Raw genomic sequence first — 20,847 nt, 5'->3', positions numbered from 1 at the left:
TATTTAATTTTAGATATCGTCAATATGTGAATAAACCGTGACAAGAAAGTGGTTTTTAATTTTTATCGAAACAACAATTTTGAGGAGGAACATAATTGAAACGAGAAAAAATTATGGATTGGCCGACTTTTATAGGGACGGTAATCGTATTACTTGTAGCTGTTACACCGATGATGGTATTTCCTAAAGCTAGTGAAAAAGTAATTACCGATATCAATAGCGCAATTTCCAATTCAATTGGCTCTGTGTATTTATTTATGGGATTAGTTATTCTATTCTTTGTACTATATATTGCATTCGGTCGTTATGGCAATGTAACACTTGGAAAGGCAACTGACAGACCAGAATTCAATAACTTTAGTTGGGCGTCTATGCTCTTCTGTGCAGGTATTGGATCGGATATTTTATATTGGGGTGTCATTGAGTGGGCTTTCTATTATCAAGTACCACCGAATGGTGCGAAAGCGATGTCAGATGAAGCACTTACATATGCAACACAATATGGGATGTTCCATTGGGGACCAATCGCTTGGGCAATCTATGTGTTGCCAGCATTACCTATTGGTTATTTAGTGTTTGTTAAGAAACAACCAATTTATAAAATCAGTCAAGCATGTCGTCCAGTTTTAAAGGGGCAAACGGATAAATTCCTAGGTAAATTAGTGGATATATTATTTATTTTTGGTTTACTAGGAGGCGCAGCAACATCACTCGCACTTGGCGTGCCCATGATTTCTGCTGGTATAGAGAAACTTACAGGAATCGATGGAGAGAATATGGTTGTGCGTTCAATCATCTTATTAACAATCACAGTAGTATTCGCAGTCAGTTCGTATTCTGGCTTGAAAAAGGGAATTCAAAAATTAAGCGATGTTAACGTATGGCTATCATTCTTATTGTTAGGCTTTGTATTTATTGTTGGCCCTACCGTATTTATTATGGAAACAACGATTACAAGCTTTGGTAATATGTTGAGAGATTTCTTCCATATGGCCACTTGGATGGAACCTTTTGGTGGCATTAAAGGACGAAAAGAAACGAATTTCCCACAAGACTGGACAATATTCTATTGGTCATGGTGGTTAGTATATGCACCATTTATCGGTCTGTTCATCGCACGAATTTCAAAAGGACGTCGTCTTAAAGAAGTCATTCTAGGTACTATTATTTATGGTACATTAGGCTGTCTATTGTTCTTTGGTATATTTGGTAACTATGCTGTGTATTTACAAATTACAGGTGAATTTAACGTGATTAACTTTTTAAACACACATGGTACTGAAGCAACGATTATTCAAGTAATGCATCAATTACCATTCTCATCATTAATTGTTGTATTGTTCTTGATTTCTGCTTTCTTATTCTTGGCGACTACATTTGATTCAGGTTCATATATTTTAGCTGCCGCATCTCAGAAAAAAGTTATTGGAGAACCATTAAAGGCTAATCGTCTATTCTGGGCGTTTGCGTTATGTCTATTACCGTTCTCTCTTATGTTAGTTGGTGGCGAACGTGCGCTAGAAGTATTGAAAACAGCATCCATACTGGCGAGTGTACCATTAATTGTCATATTCATTTTTATGATGATATCGTTTATTATTACGCTTAATAGAGATCGGATTAAACTGGAGACAAGAGCGGATAAACATAAAGAAATTGAGAGACGTTCATTACGTATTGTGCAAGTTAAAGAAAAATCAGATGATGATGATAACTTATAAATAAAAAAAGAGCTAGCAGATTCTTCAAAGTTTTACACTTTAGAAAATCTGCTAGCTTTTTTAAATATCTTCTTTTTCTGGAATTGGGTAATGTTCGAATATCTGTCCGCTTTCAATGGCATTACTTAGGTTTTCTAACCATTTACAATATTGCTTTGTGTGATCTAATTGAGCTTGGATTTTATCGACTTCTGCTTTAGCATGCTCGTCTAAGTCAGCATTTTTTAATGTTTCGTCTAACAGTAATTGTGCCTTTTCGACCGCTTCTAAATTAGTATCAACTTCACGTTCCCACTTTTGTGTAAAGAAATTTCGGAAAAAATGGAAGAAGTTTTTTTCAGCAATAAAATGTTGTTTTCTGCTACCACGCGTAAATTGTTGTTTTACGATGTCGAATTCTTGTAATTTCTTGACGCCAGCACTCATGCTAGGTTTGCTCATTTGTAAATGCTCACGCATCTCATCAAGCGTCATGCTTCCTTCGAAGACCATTGTGCCGTATAAATTACCAACGCTACGATTCGTACCGTACAAATCCATCGTTTCACCGATTGAGTTAATTACAAGGTCTTTTGCTTCTTCAATTTTTTGATCATAATTGGTTGAACGTGCCATAGTGCACCTCCATTGTTACTTAGTAATTTTTCAAAAGAGAAATAAACGTTGATGTTCATTTTTCGATTCTAAATCATTATAAAGTGTTTGATGAAAAGTTTCAAAATCGCATATTCATTATTAGCACTTTTGATACTAAATTTTCAAGTTTATGTAAAAAATTGTCTAGTTCTGTCTCGTTTGCAAGGCTGTGAAAAGTGTGATAACCTAGTTTTGTAAAATTCGTTAAATAAAAATTTAACAAACTTAACGGAGGTCGTTTGATGGAACTTGTGGAGAAATTGTCTAATCGTCAATATATCGATGGTGAATGGGTAGAAAGTTCAAATAAAAATACAAGAGATATTATTAATCCTTATAACCAAGAAGTTATCTTTACGGTTGCAGAAGGTACTGCTGAAGATGCAGAAAGAGCAATACTTGCAGCACGTCGCGCATTTGAAGATGCCGAGTGGTCACTAGAAACAAGTGAAGTCAGAGGTAAAAAAGTAAGAGCAATTGCGGATAAAATAACAGAAAACCGTGATGAATTAGCCAAATTAGAAACTTTAGATACTGGTAAAACGTTAGAAGAATCATATGCGGATATGGATGATATAGCTAATGTATTTACTTACTTTGCAGGTTTAGCAGATAAAGATGGTGGTGAAATGATAAATTCACCAATTCCTAACACTGAGAGTAAAATAGTTAAAGAACCTGTAGGTGTAGTTACTCAAATCACACCTTGGAACTATCCATTACTTCAAGCTTCATGGAAAATCGCACCAGCTTTAGCTACAGGATGTTCACTCGTTATGAAACCAAGTGAAATTACGCCATTAACTACCATTCGTGTATTCGAATTAATGGAGGAAGTTGGCTTCCCTAAAGGCGTTATCAACTTAGTATTAAGTAGCGGTGAAGAAATTGGAGATACGTTATCAGGTCATGAAGAAGTAGACTTAGTTTCGTTCACAGGCGGAATTGAAACAGGTAAACATATCATGAAGAATGCGGCCAATCATGTAACTAACATCGCTTTAGAACTTGGTGGTAAGAACCCTAATATCATTTTTGATGATGCTGACTTTGAAGTTGCAGTAGATCAAGCGCTAAATGGTGGTTACTTCCACGCAGGTCAAGTATGTTCAGCAGGTTCACGTATATTAGTACACAACGATATTAAAGCTGACTTTGAAAAGGCATTAATCGATCGTGTAGGCAAAATTAAACTTGGTAATGGTTTCGATGATGATACAGAAATGGGACCAGTGATTTCTACAGAACATCGCAATAAGATTGAAGGTTACATGGAAATTGCAAAAGAAGAAGCCGCTACAATCGCGATTGGTGGTAAACGTCCAGAACGAGAAGATTTACAAGCTGGTTTGTTCTTTGAACCAACAGTGATTACAGATTGTGATACTTCAATGCGTATCGTTCAAGAAGAAGTCTTTGGACCAGTTGTGACAATTGAAGGATTTGATAGTGAAGAAGAAGCAATTAAATTAGCTAATGATTCTATTTATGGTTTAGCCGGTGCAGTATTCACTAAAGATATCGGTAAAGCACAACGTGTAGCTAATAAATTAAAACTTGGTACAGTTTGGATTAATGATTTCCATCCATACTTTGCACAGGCACCTTGGGGTGGCTATAAACAATCAGGTATTGGACGTGAACTAGGTAAAGAAGGCTTGGAAGAGTACTTAACTAGTAAACACATCTTAACTAACACAAACCCAGAACCAGTCAACTTCTTTAGTAAATAACAAGTCCATGCTAGAACTTTAGAGTCGTTATATTAATTAACTATGCGACTCTATTTATTTGAGTTATAAAGTTGTACGTATCGAACTTAAAACATGAAATAAAAAGACATAATAATCAATTTAAGGGAGGACGAATTTATAATGAGTAAAAAGAATTCATATGATTACGTCATTATTGGCGGCGGTAGTGCAGGATCAGTATTAGGTAATCGTTTAACAGAAGATAAAGATAAAGAGGTATTAGTGTTAGAGGCAGGACGTAGTGACTATCCTTGGGATTTATTCATTCAAATGCCAGCAGCATTAATGTTCCCATCAGGTAATCGTTTTTACGATTGGATTTATCAAACGGAAGAAGAACCGCATATGGGACGTAAAGTAGACCATGCACGTGGTAAAGTGCTTGGTGGCTCTAGTTCAATTAACGGTATGATTTACCAAAGAGGGAATCCTATGGACTATGAAGGATGGGCTGAACCAGAAGGTATGGAATCATGGGACTTCGCACATTGCTTACCATACTTTAAACGTCTAGAGAAAACATACGGTGCTACACCATTTGATCAATTCAGAGGACATCACGGTCCAATTAAATTAAAACGTGGACCTGCAACAAATCCATTGTTCAAATCATTCTTTGATGCCGGTGTAGAAGCAGGTTACCATAAAACAAAAGACGTGAACGGATATAGACAAGAAGGGTTTGGACCATTTGATAGCCAAGTGCATAATGGTCGTCGTGTTTCAGCATCAAGAGCTTACTTACACCCAGCAATGAAACGTAAAAACCTAACTGTTAAGACTCGTGCATTTGTCACTAAAATTCATTTTGATGGTAACAAAGCAACAGGGGTAACATTTAAACGTAATGGTAGATATCATACTGTTGACGCTGGTGAAGTTATCTTATCTGGTGGAGCATTCAACACGCCTCAATTATTACAATTATCAGGTATTGGTGACGCAGAATTCTTGAAATCTAAAGGTATAGAACCACGTATGCATTTACCAGGTGTTGGTGAAAACTTCGAAGACCACTTAGAAGTATATATTCAACATGAATGTAAAGAGCCTGTGTCACTTCAACCTAGCTTAGATGTTAAACGTATGCCATGGATTGGTTTACAATGGATATTCGCGCGTAAAGGTGCAGCAGCATCAAACCACTTTGAAGGCGGTGCCTTCGTAAGATCAAATAATCAAGTTGCATACCCTAACTTAATGTTCCACTTCTTACCAATTGCTGTAAGATATGATGGACAAAAAGCACCAGTAGCACATGGTTACCAAGTTCACGTAGGTCCTATGTATTCTAATTCACGTGGTAGCTTGAAAATTAAATCAAAAGACCCGTTTGAAAAACCAAGTATTGTCTTTAATTACCTTTCAACTAAAGAAGACGAACAAGAGTGGGTAGAAGCTATTCGAGTAGCTAGAAATATATTAGCACAAAAAGCAATGGATCCATTTAATGGCGGTGAAATTTCACCAGGACCATCAGTTCAAACAGACGAAGAAATCTTGGATTGGGTACGTAGAGATGGTGAAACAGCATTGCATCCATCTTGTAGTGCTAAAATGGGACCTGCTTCAGATCCAATGTCTGTTGTAGACCCATTAACAATGAAAGTTCACGGTATGGAAAACTTACGTGTTGTTGACGCTTCGGCTATGCCTCGTACAACAAACGGTAATATTCATGCACCAGTATTAATGCTTGCTGAAAAAGCAGCAGATATCATCCGTGGTAAGAAACCATTGGAACCACAATACGTAGATTATTATAAACATGGCGTAAGCGATGAAAACGCAGGCGCAATGGAATTTGATCCATATTACCAACACTAATTATAAAACACTATATTAATACTCTAGAACTAGTATAATTAATAAATCAATGCTACTTTACAAATTTGCAGTAGCTAATTGAACTGAGAAGGCGTTTAAATCAAGCTTTTCTTAGTTCTAGTTATCCCTGCGGGGGGAGTGGGACAATGAATTCAAAATGAATTCTGACTCACTCCCCCCTTTTCTATTTAACTTTTGATTTTAAACATTCAGAACAATATCACGTTATTAAAATCTTCTTAGTCATCAAAATTTGATATTATAGATTGGAAGAAGTGATTGAGAAGGGCGGGTGAATACCTCTTGAATACTAACTATGAAATCACGTTCGACACTAAAAAGGAAGATATTGCCTCTGATTATTTATCGCTAAATTTAATTTTAAAAGGTAACGTCACATGTCAGAGTGAAAATCAAAATAAGCACTATCATGTTGGAGATTTAATATTAATCAATAGCTATCAAAATTTTTTGATTTTAGAAGATTCAGATGTAAGTTATATGTCGCTTCGACTGTCTAATAATTATTTTTCTCATTACATAGAAGATAAGAATATTTATTTTCATTTTGAAGAAGTATCTCAAAAAATACATGATGACATCAAAACATTGTTAGCTAAAATAGGGATTACATATTTAAGAAAAGGGAAGTTTCATCAATTACATATAGATCAAATGATGATTCAATTAATTGAAATGCTGGTGAAATTTATTCCATATCAATCTAGACAAGAGTTGATTCATGAACATAATAAAGATGATGTGTTTGCTAGTCTCGCTTCGGAATTCATTAATCAACATTATATGGAACGTATTGGTTTGGATGATTTGTCAGACTATATTAATTTGTCTAGTTCGTACACTTCTAGATTATTCACGAAAAAATTAGGAACGTCGTTTAATAGTTATCTTAATAAAGTGAGAACGAGAAATGCTGAACATGATTTGAAATATAGTGATATTTCAATTACTGACATAGCAATGAAGAATGGTTTTTCTAATTCAACGTCATTAGCTAAACATTTTAAATTATGGTATCACATGACACCGGGTGATTATCGTAAGGAATTTCAAGTTAAAGACTTGAATCAGTTGAAAATGAAACCTTTAAATAAGCAAAGTATTAAGAGGTATATTCAATATTTGTCGTCATTTGTGAATAATCAAATGGATGTAATCATTCATTCGGCAGAACCCCAAAAAGAAATCGATATTCAATTAGAAGACAGTCTTGGATATTTAAATAAATACAATCATATCGTTCAAATTGGAAGTATCGTCAATATGCGCGTGCATCGTTATAGAGAGCAATTATTGGAAGTGAAAGATAGAGTTGGTTTAGATACTGTAATGGTACAAGATTTAGTAAATGATACTTCTTGGAGAGAACATGTCGTTGCATCTGATGAAATTATTCCGCATAGCCACCAATATATGACTTTAGATGAGTGTTTGTTATTTTTAATGAACCATCAAATACATTTGAGTATTCGTTTGAGACCGCCACATAGTGCAACAGCATTTCAAGCGTATTGTGATACATGGTTACAGATTCTTAAACATTTTATAAATATGACAACACATAGCAGTAGAATGCAACTTTCAGTAATTATAGACGCCATAGATCTGAAACAGTACATTCAATTATATGAAGTATTTAATCGTTATATATCTAACGTGAAATTTATTGTAAATTATCAAGATTTCAGTAATCAAAAAAATAACTTGAAGTTACTCATTAAAGATCATCCTGAACAAGTTAACATGTTAGCGTTTGAAGCTAATCAGAATGACGTAGTCAATTTAGAAGTTTCTGAAGATATACAGTATCAGTATGCTAAAAATCATATCAACGAGACAGTAGAAGCCATAGTCGAATGGCTCCCGACAAAGCAGAAAGCTATGCCGTTAATGTTACTCAACTGGAATACCTTAACTGGTAATTCAAATCTTACTAATGGCGAATATTTTAGAGCGGGTATTATATTTAAACAATTATTAGATATTAATGAAAAAGTGTGTACGGTGGGTTATTGGCTGAATTATGAATTACACCAAAAATATGGTGTCATGAATGAACATCAATTAATGGGAATTGACTTATATCATCAATTTGATGGTAAACGCCCTGCATTCTTTACAAGTAATTTCTTTAGAATGTTGCAAAATAATGTGAGATTCAGAAATGAAGAATGTATGGTTGTTGGCGACGATACACATCTTCAAATTGTTGTATGGGATGCGGATCATTACAATCCTTACTACACGATTTCAGAGCAGCCGAATGTAATGGAAAAGAGAAATTTTAAAATAGAAATTAATCAACTTCAAAGTGGCCTATATAAAATTAAACACTACACGTTAGATAAAGAGAACGGTGCTTTATATCGGGTATGGCAACAACACAATACAACATATGGTATGGATCAGGAAACGATTGATTATGTTAATCGTATTTCATATCCTAAATTGGATATCGCAGAAGTGGAGGTAGAAGAAACACTTACCTATCATTTAAAAGTAATGACGAATTCCATTCATATTATAGAAGTGAATAAGTATGTATAAGTTGGATAATGACAAAAATTAATCATTAATTTTTGTCATTATCCTTTTTTAATTCGAAAATAAATAAATTTAGTGCTGAATAGGACAATGATTGAATATTAAATTTAGAGATAAACGATACAATAATAAGTGAGGAGAGATGAATTATGAATAAACAATTAATTAACACTTTACAAGAAAAAGAAGAACGTATGATTGAAATAAGAAGATATTTACATCAACATCCTGAGTTATCATTCAAAGAACAGGAAACGCCAAAATATATCGCTGATTTCTACAAAGATAAAGATTGCGAAGTAGAGACTAATGTAGGACCTAATGGCGTCAAAGTGACGATAGATAGTGGTAAACCTGGTAAAACGATTGCGATTAGAGCAGACTTTGACGCTTTACCAATTCAAGAGGCTACGGGCTTACCTTTTGCTTCAAAAAATGAAGGTGTTATGCATGCTTGCGGCCATGATGCACACACAGCTTATATGTTAATTTTAGGTGAAACATTAATAGAAATGAACGATCAATTTAAAGGTAAAGTTATTATTATTCATCAACCAGCAGAAGAAATGCCTCCAGGTGGTGCGCAAGGCATGATTAAAGATGGCGTGCTTGATGGTGTAGACCATGTGTTAGGTGCACATGTAATGAGCACAATGGAAGCAGGAAAAGTATTCTATAGAGAAGGCTTTGTACAAACTGGACGTGCTTACTTTAAATTAAAAGTACAAGGTTCAGGTGGTCATGGATCTTCACCACATATGGCAAACGATGCGATCGTTGCAGGTGCTCAATTTGTTACGGAAGTACAAACGATTGTATCAAGACGTTTAAATCCATTTGAAACGGGCGTTATTACAATCGGTTCATTTGATGGTAGAGGTCAATTTAATGTTATTAAAGATGCGGTAGAACTTGAAGGTGATGTAAGAGCGCTAACTGATGACACACGTGACACAATTGAAAAAGAATTGAAACGCTTAGTAGAAGGTCTTGAATCAACGTTTGGCGTTACATGTGAGTTCGAATTTAAAAAGGATTATCCAGCATTATATAATGACCCTGAATTTACACAATATGTTGCACAAACAATTAAAGAAGCGGATGCAGATGATATTCAAGGTATTGAAGTTTGTGAACCTCAACCACCTTCAGAGGATTTCGCTTTCTATGCAGCGACATTACCAAGTACATTTATTTATTCAGGCGCTGCAGCTAAAGATGGCAAGATTTATCCACATCACCATCCAAAATTCACAATTGATGAATCATCAATGTTAGTAGCTGCAGAAGCAGTAGGGACAGTCGTTTTAGACTACTTAAGTTAAGGGGAGAGCATTATGGAAATGAAACAACAACAATTCACTGGAAATAATAAGCTTTTATTAGGTATTGTACTCGGCGTAATTACATTTTGGTTGTTTGCGCAATCATTACTCAATTTAGTGCCAACAATTCAACATTCATTTTCAAGTAGTATTGGTACAACAAGTATTGCGATAAGTATTACGGCGTTATTTAGTGGTATGTTTGTCGTTGGTGCAGGTAGCTTCGCCGATAAATTAGGCCGCGTAAAAATGACGTACATTGGTTTAATATTGAGTATTATTGGCTCATTATTGATCATTGTAACACCATTTACACTAATGTTAATTCTTGGTCGTATTATTCAAGGGTTATCAGCAGCAGCAATTATGCCATCTACATTAGCGATCATTAAAACGTATTATCAAGGTTCAGATCGACAACGTGCGTTGAGCTTCTGGTCAATTGGGTCTTGGGGTGGCTCAGGATTTGCTTCTCTATTTGGAGGTATGATTGATACAGCAATTGGTTGGCGCTGGATTTATATTATCTCTATTATTGTTGCGATTTTAGCTATTCTATTAATTAAAGGTACTCCTGAAACTAAAGCGAACCAAACAACAAATACTAAATTTGACTTTGTAGGACTTACGTTGTTTGTCATCATGATGCTAAGTATTAATGTTGTAATCACTCAAAGTGCTAAATTAGGTTTATTCTCACCAACGATTTTAGCTTTAATTGCAGTGTTTATTATTTCAACAATCATCTTTGTTCGTGTCGAAATGAAAATGCACTACCCATTAATAGACTTTAAATTATTTAATAATAAAGCGTATACGAGTGCAACAGTTTCTAATTTCATGTTGAATGGAGTTGCCGGTACGCTAATCGTTGCTAATACATTTGTTCAACAAGGGTTAGGTTTCTCAACATTTCAAACCGGACTACTTTCAATTACGTATTTAATTACAGTATTATTGATGATTCGTGTCGGTGAAAAGGTTCTCCAAAAAGTTGGCGCAAGAAAACCAATGTTACTGGGTACTGCATTGAATATGGTTGGTATTTTATTAATATCATTTACATTCCTATCTTCACAAATGTATGTTGTCGTATGTGTCATTGGTTACTTACTATACGGACTAGGATTAGGTTTCTATGCGACACCATCTACCGATACAGCCATTTCAAATTCTCCTGAAGATAAAGTAGGTGTGGCATCTGGTATTTATAAAATGGCATCTTCACTTGGTGGTGCCTTTGGTATTGCCCTTTCAGGTACGCTATATGGTATCGGGGCAGCGATGATTAATATTAACTTTGGTGCAATGTTAGGATTATGGTTGAACATTTTAATGGCAATCATTTCATTTACAGTTATACTTATCGGTGTTCCTAAACAACAATCTAAATAATTAACGATAACCATTTAACAGAAGTATATGCAAGCATTTATCAATGTTCGCATATGCTTCTTTTTTCGGGAAAAGAAGACTATAAATGAATGTAACATTGAATCATGTTTGGAACATATGAAACCGTGACGCAACATTGTTCAAAGAGAAAAGCATATAATGAGGAAAAAGGAGTGGATATAATGATGAAAGATCTAGTAAAACGTCTACAAGAGAAAGAAGAAAAAATGATTGAAATTCGTAGACACTTACATGAACATCCAGAATTATCATTCCAAGAATCAGAAACACCTAAATATATTGCTGATTTCTATAAAGACAAAGACTGTGAAGTTAAAACGAATGTCGGTGAAAATGGTGTGAAAGTGACTATCGATAGCGGCAATCCTGGAAAAACAATTGCGATTAGAGCAGACTTTGATGCTTTACCAATCCAAGAAGATACTGGATTGTCATTTGCGTCTAAAAATGATGGTGTGATGCATGCATGTGGTCATGATGCGCATACTGCGTATATGTTAATTTTAGCTGAAACGTTAATTGAAATGAAAGATCAATTTAACGGTAAAGTGATCGTTATTCATCAACCAGCAGAAGAAATGCCTCCAGGTGGTGCCAAAGGCATGATTGAAGATGGCGTGCTAGATGGTGTCGATCATGTGCTAGGTACACATGTAATGACGAATATGGAACCGGGTAAAGTGTTCTACCGTCCTGAAAATGTTCAAACAGGTCGTTCATACTTTAAGTTAACGATACAAGGTGAAGGTGGTCATGGTTCATCACCTCATACAGCAAACGATGCGATTGTCGCTGGTGCTAACTTTGTTACTACTGCACAAACAATCGTTTCACGTCGCCTTAACCCGTTTGAAACAGGTGTTGTAACAATTGGCTCATTTGATGGTAAAGGTCAATTTAATGTCATCAAAGATAAAATCGAGCTTGAAGGTGATGTGCGTGCATTAACCGATGCTACACGTGATAAAATTGCTGACGAATTACAACAAATGGTCAAAGGTCTTGAAGCAACATTTGGTGTTAAATGTGACTTTGAGTTTAGTAAAGACTATCCAGCACTATATAATGACCCTGATTTTACAAATTATGTTGCAGAAACTATTAAAAAAGCTGATTTAGATGACGTAAAAGGGGTAGAAGAATGTGAAGCACAACCGCCATCAGAAGATTTCGCATTTTATGCTAAAACATTGCCAAGCACATTTATTTATTCAGGTGCTGCGCCTCAAGATGGAAAAGCGTACCCTCATCATCACCCTAAATTTAAAATTGATGAGAAAAGTATGTTAGTCGCAGCAGAAGCTGTGGGTGCAGTTGTGTTAGATTACTTAAATTCTAAATAAAAAATGCTTATCTCAACATAGCCAACAAAAGTTCAGAAATTGTTGGCTTTCCAGTACTAGTGTAAAGCTATGTATCATGATAGTATTAGCGTATATCTAAACACTGGGGTGAGATAATGAGTTTTTACGAATTTATGCAAGGATTTATTGGTGACCAAACCCCTTTAGGCGAACTTGCACATTGGATTAGCCAAGATCAGCATTTCCCAAAGTATGAACGAATTTCTGATAACATACTTAGTTATTTTACGAAAATTACAACATTGGACCACGAATTTTTAGAAATCGTAAAGCGTTCTATCTCGCTTTATGAACAAAGCCAATTATAATGACAGAACGCATATAGATATACAAATTTAATAGTAGCTCAGTGCTAGTTTAGAAATGAAGGATAAGAATCATGATTTTAAAAGATAGTTACAAAACTTATGTAGTAGAAGAAAAAGGCGATAACACGATTTCAATAAAGAAAAATAATGATGAACATCAATATGATGTGTTAGAAGTGATTGATGATTTATCAAATGATTCTTTTTGTGTGTTAAATCATTTATTTGTTAATGAAGGTATGGAAGATGTATTCGAGAAGAAATTCTTAGAACGTCCTAAATACTTACAAAATGTTCCAGGATTTAAAGCTTTAAGATTTTTACGTCCACAAGTAGCAGGACGACACTATATTATTTTAACTTTATGGGAAGAACGTCAGGCATTTTATGATTGGCAGAATTCTAATGAATATAGTCAAACCCATAAACATAGAGGCACTGAACGTGGTGTTGATCGCAACATTGTTAATCGTGATTTATCTTATAATGTGCGTATTGAGCTATCTGGTTTAGAGTCAAAATTAGATTTAAGTCATATTTTCTAGTACAGATATAAAGATTAAGCCAATGTCATTGTTATCGACATATGTGCTAATCTTTTTCAATTTCAAATCAAATTGTAAAAACGTTTACATAAATGATTTTGATTTCATCAGACTAAAGCGTTTGATAAGATAATAAATAAGGTCGAACTGAAAGGGAGTATAGTAATGGATAATTCAAGTTTATTAGCACCAGAGACTTACAATATTGTTTCAGAAATTGAGAAACATGCTTCTAATACATCGAAGAAAGCCCTAATTTATGAAAATGGGGTAGACGAACCAATTACAGTGACATATTCAGAATTAATTAAAAATGCCAATAAAGTGGGACATGTCTTATTAAATCACGGGCTCAAAAAAGGAGATAAAGTATTAATCATGATGCCGAGAGCAATTATGACATATGAACTTTATCTTGCTGCATTAAAACTGGGTATTGCGATCATTCCTAGTTCAGAAATGCTAAGAACTAAAGATTTACAATATCGAATTACACATGGTGAGATTAAAGCAGTAATTGCTAAATCTGATTTTATTGAAGAGTTCAAAGGCGTTAAAGAGTATGACGCATTAACGAAATTTATCATTGACGGACACGAAACGGACTGGATTAATATTGAAGATGAAAAAGCGTCTCAAAGTGATGCGTTAGATATTGAAAAAACTTCAAGAGACGATTTAGCCATCTTATCATATACATCTGGAACGACAGGAAATCCTAAGGCTGTTACACATTCTCATGGTTGGGGCTTTGCACACATGAAAATGGCGCCAGAACATTGGTTATGTATTAAAGAAGACGACTTAGTGTGGGCGACAGCTGCACCAGGTTGGCAAAAATGGGTATGGAGTCCTTTCTTATCAATTATGGGTTCAGGCGCAACAGCATTTGTTTATAATGGTAAATTCAACCCTTCTCGTTATCTTGAATTATTACAAGGCTTTGAAATCAATGTCTTATGTTGTACACCAACAGAATATCGTATGATGGCGAAATTAGACAATTTACAAGAATATAACTTAGAACACCTTCACAGTGCTGTATCAGCAGGCGAGCCATTAAACCGTGAAGTTGTAGAACAATTCCGCAATAACTTTAATTTAACGGTGCGTGATGGTTATGGACAAACAGAGAGTACTTTATTAATCGGGTTCTTAAAAGACACTAAATCACGACCAGGTTCAATGGGTAAAGAAATCCCAGGTAGCCGTGTTACGATCGTTGATGATGAAGGACAACCGGTTGAAACAAATGTTAAAGGAAATATAGCTTTACCACTTGATTTCCCTGGTTTGTTTAAAGGTTATTATAAAGATGAAGAACGTACGAAAGCAGCTCAAGCGGGTGACTATTACATTACTGGAGACTTAGCGCATATAGATGAAGATGGCTATTTCTGGTTTGAAGGTCGACGAGATGATATTATCATCAGTTCAGGCTATACGATTGGACCGTTTGAAGTTGAAGATGCCTTAACAAATCACCCGGCCGTTAAAGAATGTGCTGTTGTAGCAAGTCCTCATGAAATTCGAGGCAACATTGTTAAAGCATTCGTTATTTTACAAGATAATTATCAAGGTAATGTTGACCTTGTTAAAGAATTACAAACTTTCGCGAAGAATGAAGTAGCACCATATAAATACCCACGTGCAATTGAATTTGTAGACTCATTACCTAAAACAAATTCAGGTAAAATCCGTCGTGTTGAATTACGCGATGCTGAACGTGAGAAATATAATAAAGAAAATGGATTTAAATAATATCGATTTTAATGTATAAAAGACACCTCGTTAAATGCTTTGGTCATCTAACGAGGTGTTATTTTTGTGTATCAGTTTGTATTTGATTGAGTAATCGATACCAATTGATGAAGCATATTATCTGGCAATGTATCCACCGTCTACAGTTAATGCTGCACCTGTAATAAATCGAACTTCATCACTTGCTAAGAATAATACTGCATTGGCAACATCTACAGGTTCACCTAAATAGCCAATTGGATGACGTTCAGACATTTTAGCAGTATAGGCTTCTAAACCACCTTCTGTTTCTGCACCGAGTTTTTTCACTAAAGGTGTTAATATTGTACCTGGATGAACAGAGTTAACACGAATGTGATCTTTACCAAAGCTGATGGCATCTTGTCGTGTCATATTTGTAACAGCACCTTTAGCAGCTGCGTATGGTGTGAGTTCATCTGTACCCACTAAACCTAAGATAGATGAGAAGTTGACGATTGAACCGCCACCATTTTCACGTAAGAGTGGTACAGCATGTTTAGTACAGAAGAATACGCCTTTTATATCGACTGCAAATACCTGATCCCATTCTTCTTCTGTGAGTTGGTCTGTCGTTTTGTCAGTACCAGTTATACCCGCACAATTAATGAGTATGTCTAATTTACCAATATCATGCTTAATATTCGAAAATGTATCTTCAACGCTAGCTTCTTTAGAAACATCTAAGACATAACCGTATACCTTTTGATTAGTTTCTTTAGAAAGTGTGTCAACCGCTTGATTGACTACATCTTCTTTAAGGTCTGAAATGATAACTGTTGCACCCTCTTCAACAAAACGCTTAGCAGTTTCGAAGCCCATTCCACCACCTGAACCAGTAATTAAAGCTACTTTGTTTTCTAGTCTCATAATAATCCCCTTTTCAAAAATAGTCTCATCACAATTTAATGGTATCATCGCCAATATATAATGTATAATGCGTAATAATTATATTTTTATAACTTAAAGTTATGAATTGAGGTGTAGCATTTGGAGATTACAAAGCTAAAATATTTTAAAGTGGTAGCTAATATGAATAATATTACAGAGGCGGCAAAGCGACTGAATATTTCTCAACCAGCACTAAGTAAGGCAATTGCAACAATTGAAGATGAGTTGGGTGTGGCATTATTTGACCGGAAAGGCAGACATATCTACTTAAACCGATATGGTGAATTAATGCTGAATTATATAGATAGTGCATTTAGGGAATTAAATGAAGGTGAACGTATAATCAAGGAATTGACAGGTATCGAAAGTGGTCAAGTTACTTTTGCAGTAACATTTCCACATGTCATGCCATTACTCATTCAAAATTATGTGTCACGACATCCCAATATTAAAATTAAGCAATATCAAGCAATATCTGAACGAGCCACTCATTTGATTTTAAATAACGAAGTAGATTTTGCTATATCATCTTCTAAAATTGAACATCGCGATATTAGTTGGGAACCTATCATACAAGATGATATTTATTTAACTGTTAGTAAAGAACATCCTCTCTCTCAATGTACTTCTATTGAATTAATACAAATTAAAGATGAACGATTGATAGGTCAAATTGAAGGTTATGGTTTTCGAGATACGATAGATCGCATTTTAAAACAAGAAGGGATTGTTCCTAATTATCAAGTAGAGGTTGAGGATTCGAGCGCTATCTTAAAACTAGTAGCTATGAATATAGGCATCTCATTCACACCCAAACAAGCCTTAAGAAATTTGGATAAGCAAATTGTAGCAATACCTATTAACAATGAACATTGCTATCGGGAGATTGGTTTAGCTTATAAAAAATCTCATTACTTTACAGAAGTAGCGTCGTCATTTAAGACTTTTGTAACTGATTATTTTCAGAATCATATCACTTAAACTGAATAACATATATAAATAGTATGACACAATTAAAGCGTGTAAAACAGACTTTTAATTATTATCATAAGGCTGTTTTATGCTTTAATTGTGTCTTTTTTATAAATCTTGAAACTAAATGTGATGTTTTTAATTGTATTTATTTTAATTATATGACATACTCAATATTAATTAGTATGACATAATAATTAATTGAGGTGACATTATAATGACGAAATATATTTATGCTTTTGATGAAGGACAAAAATCGATGAAAGATTTACTTGGAGGTAAAGGTGCTAACCTATCTGAAATGAAACGTTTAGGTTTACCTGTGCCTGATGGTTTTACAATAACAACTGCAGCTTGTATTGAATACTTAAGACAAGGTAAATCATTATCAACTGATGTAAAAACACAATTAATTGATCATCTTGCTGACTTCTCAGAGAGAACTGGGAAAGCATTCTCTTCAGATGCTAACTTATTACTTGTATCAGTACGAAGTGGTGCGAAAATATCGATGCCTGGTATGATGGATACAATTCTTAACTTGGGATTAAATGACGATAACGTAAAGAAACTTGCAGACAAAACAGGTGATGCTCGCTTTGCATATGACTGTTACCGTCGCTTACTACAAATGTTCGGTGAAGTGGTATACAACGTTCCGATGCAAGCATTTGATACATATTTTGAAGATTATAAACAACGTCACAACTTTGAAAATGACGCTGCAATTACAGCTGAAGGTTTACAAGAAATTTGTGAACGTTTCAAAGACATTTATATGGAAGAAGTGTATAAACCTTTCCCTCAAGAACCTTTGAAACAATTAGAAGAAGCAATCGAAGCAGTCTTTAAGTCTTGGGATAATGACCGTGCACGAATTTATCGTGATTTAAATGATATTCCACATGACATAGGTACTGCTGTTAATATCCAAGAAATGGTATTTGGTAATAGTGGTAATAATAGTGGAACAGGTGTTGCATTCACACGTAATCCTGTGAGCGGAGAAAATAAATTATTTGGTGAATATTTATTAAATGCACAGGGTGAAGATGTTGTAGCAGGTATTCGTACACCAAAAGACATTTCAACTTTACACGATCAAATGCCTGACGTACATCAAGAATTTGTTGAAGTAACGAAACAACTTGAACAGCATTATAAAGATATGCAAGATATTGAATTTACAATTGAAAATGGAAAGTTATACTTATTACAAACTCGTAATGGTAAACGTACGGCACGTGCAGCAATTAAGATAGCAGTAGATTTAGTAGATGAAGGTGTCATTAAAAAAGAAGAAGCGATGTCAAATGTAGATGTGAAATCAATCGATCAATTATTACATCCTAATTTTGATGAAAAAGCATTAAAACAAGCGACTGAAATTTCAAAAATAGGTTTACCTGCAAGTCCAGGGGCAGCTACAGGACAAATTGTATTTTCAGCTGAAGATGCTAAGGCACAAGCCGATGCAGGTAAGAAAGTTATCTTAATGCGTCCGGAAACGTCTCCTGAAGATATAGAAGGTATGATTGCGAGTGAAGCAATCGTAACAACACACGGAGGTATGACATCTCACGCAGCAGTTGTAGCTCGTGGTATGGGTAAATGTTGTGTGACAGGTTGTTCGGATTTAGAGATCAATACTGTAGCGAAGACAGTTTACTATGATGGCGGGGAACTTCATGAAGGCGATACAATTTCAGTTGATGGTTCTAAAGGTGACATCTACATAGGTGAGATTGAAACAGTGAGTGCTGAACACAGTGAAGAGTTCACTCAATTTATGGAATGGTCAGAGGATATTGCACGCTTGAATGTTCGAATGAACGCAGAGACGCCTCAAGATATTAAAGCGGGTTATGACTTTGGTTCTAAAGGTATTGGTTTAGTTCGTACGGAGCATATGTTCTTCGGAGCGGAACGTTTAGTTGAAATGCGACGATTTATTCTTTCATCTTCATATGAACAACGAGTAGAAGCTTTGAATAATATTCGTAAGTATCAAGTAGAAGACTTTGAAGCAATATTCCGATTATCTGGAGAGCGTCCTACAATTGTCCGTTTGCTTGATCCACCTTTACATGAGTTTTTACCTAATTCTGATGAAGATGTTGAAAATGTAGCACGACAACTCAATATTCCTAAAGAAGTATTGAATAAACGCATTGTAGATCTTCATGAAGTGAATCCAATGCTAGGACATCGTGGTTGTAGACTTGCAATCACATACCCTGAGTTATATGAAATGCAAGTTGAAGCGATTATGGGAAGCGTATTAAAACTTAAAAAAGAGGGTATAACATGTAAACCTGAAATTATGATTCCGCTAGTATCAACTGTGGAAGAATTCACAACGCTTAAGGAGAAACTGGTTAAAACCATCGAACAATTAGAGAATGAACAAGGTGACAGCGTACCGTATTTAATCGGCACAATGATTGAAACGCCGCGCGCATGTTTAGTAGCAGATGAATTAGCAAAACATTGTGATTTCTTTAGTTTTGGTACAAATGATTTAACACAATTGACATTTGGTTTCTCAAGAGATGATGCAGGTAAATTTATAAATGTGTATACTGAAAGTAATATATTGAAGCTTGACCCATTCCAAACGTTAGATAGAGATGGTGTCGGAAAATTAATCGAAATTGCAGTTGAACAAGCTAAAAAAGTGAATCCGAAAATCAAAATCGGTGTATGTGGTGAATTAGGTGGAGATGCTAAGTCAATTCGTCGCTTCAATCAATTAGCGATAGACTATGTTTCATGCTCACCATTCCGGGTTCCAGGTGCAATTTTAGCAACAGCTCAGAGTCAAGCGGAGGAAAGCGAGCAGTAAAGTGAACCAAACTCAATCAAATGAACAAATTCTAAAGTTATTTATCGTATCAGATTCCATTGGCGAAACAGCACAACGAATGATTCATGCAACATTAACACAATTCCCTGATTTGCATAATGTTGAAATTAAGAAATTTCCATATATTAAAGATGAAGAGGAATTCTTAAATATTTTAAATTTAGCACGTGAACAACATGCGATTGTAGCGACGACGTTAGTAAGTGAATCCTTTAACGCATTGGGACATCAATTTGCGCATGAACATGATATTCCTTATGTTGACTACATGTCTGATTTAATTAGCATTATTGAGAAGGTAACACACAGTCAACCGCTTATGGAGAGTGGTGCGTTACGTAAATTAAATGATGAATATTTCAAGCGTATTGAAGCGATTGAATACTCTGTTAAATACGATGATGGTAAACATTTTACTGATATAGGTGAAGCGGATGCATTAATTGTTGGTGTGTCACGAACATCCAAAACACCATTAAGTATGTATTTAGCTAACAAAGGTTATAAAATAGCTAATATTCCATTGGTACCTGAAATTGAAATTCCTGATAATGTTTATAAACAAAAAGGATTAAAAGTATTTGGATTAACTGCGAGTCCACAATATATTGCAAACATACGAAAGAATCGTGCAGAAACATTAGGTTTATCTAGTGAATCACGATACAATAACTTGGATCGTATTAAGAAAGAACTTGTATATGCTGAGGAAGTCTTTAAGAAATTAAGTGCGACAGTCATCAATACGGAATATAAATCAATTGAAGAGTCAGCATTCTATATTGAGAAGTTTTTACAACCTAAATTGTAATTGCAAGAAGAAAGAAGTCTTTGATTGCAATTTAGATAGTGGAATGTATATAAATTTAAACACTTAG

At 34.9% G+C, this 20,847-nt stretch carries 15 protein-coding genes; 13 read left to right on the top strand and 2 right to left on the bottom strand.

The features are described 5' to 3' along the window. Window positions 1–95 precede the first annotated feature (95 nt). On the top strand, window positions 96–1,721 hold the full coding sequence (locus SBL15_RS06640; RefSeq protein ID WP_037538340.1) for a BCCT family transporter: 1,626 nt from the start codon (window positions 96–98) through the stop codon (window positions 1,719–1,721). Between the two features lie 60 nt (window positions 1,722–1,781). On the opposite strand, the gene cudC is transcribed toward SBL15_RS06640, so the two are convergent. Then, the gene (gene cudC, locus SBL15_RS06635; RefSeq protein ID WP_037551526.1) at window positions 1,782–2,336 is read right to left on the bottom strand and encodes a choline uptake/conversion transcriptional regulator CudC; all 555 of its coding nucleotides are present in this window, start codon (window positions 2,334–2,336) and stop codon (window positions 1,782–1,784) included. A gap of 263 nt (window positions 2,337–2,599) precedes the next feature. Here cudC and betB point away from each other — a divergent pair, with 263 nt between their 5' ends. The 9 genes from betB to mbcS all read left to right on the top strand — a co-directional run bounded on the left by betB (window position 2,600) and on the right by mbcS (window position 15,222). Continuing rightward, window positions 2,600–4,090, top strand: coding sequence for a betaine-aldehyde dehydrogenase (gene betB / locus SBL15_RS06630; protein WP_107611281.1), 1,491 nt, complete (start codon window positions 2,600–2,602; stop codon window positions 4,088–4,090). Window positions 4,091–4,231: 141 nt separating this feature from the next. Next, on the top strand, window positions 4,232–5,938 hold the full coding sequence (gene betA, locus SBL15_RS06625) for a choline dehydrogenase (protein WP_053016335.1): 1,707 nt from the start codon (window positions 4,232–4,234) through the stop codon (window positions 5,936–5,938). A 303-nt stretch (window positions 5,939–6,241) separates the two neighbouring features. Beyond that, a complete protein-coding gene (gene aryK / locus SBL15_RS06620) occupies window positions 6,242–8,506 on the top strand; it encodes a transcriptional regulator AryK (RefSeq protein WP_317955515.1) in 2,265 nt (754 codons plus the stop codon). 146 nt (window positions 8,507–8,652) lie between these two features. Next, window positions 8,653–9,828, top strand: a complete 1,176-nt coding sequence (locus SBL15_RS06615) for a M20 family metallopeptidase (protein WP_317955513.1) — start codon at window positions 8,653–8,655, stop codon at window positions 9,826–9,828. 12 nt (window positions 9,829–9,840) lie between these two features. Further along, the gene (locus SBL15_RS06610; protein ID WP_107637493.1) at window positions 9,841–11,223 is read left to right on the top strand and encodes an MFS transporter; all 1,383 of its coding nucleotides are present in this window, start codon (window positions 9,841–9,843) and stop codon (window positions 11,221–11,223) included. A 182-nt stretch (window positions 11,224–11,405) separates the two neighbouring features. Further along, window positions 11,406–12,587, top strand: coding sequence for an amidohydrolase (locus SBL15_RS06605; protein WP_053041300.1), 1,182 nt, complete (start codon window positions 11,406–11,408; stop codon window positions 12,585–12,587). A gap of 116 nt (window positions 12,588–12,703) precedes the next feature. Continuing rightward, window positions 12,704–12,916 carry a sterile alpha motif-like domain-containing protein gene (locus tag SBL15_RS06600; RefSeq protein WP_037538349.1) on the top strand — a complete coding sequence of 71 codons (213 nt, stop codon included), beginning with the start codon at window positions 12,704–12,706 and terminating at the stop codon, window positions 12,914–12,916. Window positions 12,917–12,987: 71 nt separating this feature from the next. Beyond that, window positions 12,988–13,461, top strand: a complete 474-nt coding sequence (locus SBL15_RS06595; RefSeq protein WP_107637492.1) for an antibiotic biosynthesis monooxygenase family protein — start codon at window positions 12,988–12,990, stop codon at window positions 13,459–13,461. A 165-nt stretch (window positions 13,462–13,626) separates the two neighbouring features. Continuing rightward, window positions 13,627–15,222 (top strand): acyl-CoA synthetase MbcS, encoded by a 1,596-nt coding sequence (mbcS, locus tag SBL15_RS06590; RefSeq protein ID WP_107611284.1) that lies wholly within the window; start codon window positions 13,627–13,629, stop codon window positions 15,220–15,222. Between the two features lie 117 nt (window positions 15,223–15,339). Here mbcS and SBL15_RS06585 read toward each other — a convergent pair whose 3' ends face one another. Continuing rightward, the gene (locus SBL15_RS06585; protein ID WP_317955509.1) at window positions 15,340–16,110 is read right to left on the bottom strand and encodes an SDR family NAD(P)-dependent oxidoreductase; all 771 of its coding nucleotides are present in this window, start codon (window positions 16,108–16,110) and stop codon (window positions 15,340–15,342) included. Window positions 16,111–16,230: 120 nt separating this feature from the next. On the opposite strand from SBL15_RS06585, the gene SBL15_RS06580 reads away from it, so the two are divergent. The 3 genes from SBL15_RS06580 to SBL15_RS06570 all read left to right on the top strand — a co-directional run bounded on the left by SBL15_RS06580 (window position 16,231) and on the right by SBL15_RS06570 (window position 20,780). Continuing rightward, window positions 16,231–17,112 carry a LysR family transcriptional regulator gene (locus SBL15_RS06580; RefSeq protein WP_107613225.1) on the top strand — a complete coding sequence of 294 codons (882 nt, stop codon included), beginning with the start codon at window positions 16,231–16,233 and terminating at the stop codon, window positions 17,110–17,112. 208 nt (window positions 17,113–17,320) lie between these two features. Then, the gene (gene ppdK / locus SBL15_RS06575; protein WP_107611286.1) at window positions 17,321–19,948 is read left to right on the top strand and encodes a pyruvate, phosphate dikinase; all 2,628 of its coding nucleotides are present in this window, start codon (window positions 17,321–17,323) and stop codon (window positions 19,946–19,948) included. A gap of 1 nt (window position 19,949) precedes the next feature. After that, window positions 19,950–20,780: a pyruvate, water dikinase regulatory protein gene (locus SBL15_RS06570; protein ID WP_107611287.1), complete on the top strand. Its 831-nt coding sequence runs from the start codon at window positions 19,950–19,952 to the stop codon at window positions 20,778–20,780. The last annotated feature ends 67 nt before the right edge of the window (window positions 20,781–20,847 follow it).

Source organism: Staphylococcus sp. NWU MKU2, from assembly GCF_033283605.1.
GTDB lineage: Bacteria > Bacillota > Bacilli > Staphylococcales > Staphylococcaceae > Staphylococcus > Staphylococcus haemolyticus.
The sequence above is the reverse complement of the archived record's forward strand: the minus strand, read 5'-3'. Positions and strand labels throughout refer to the sequence as shown.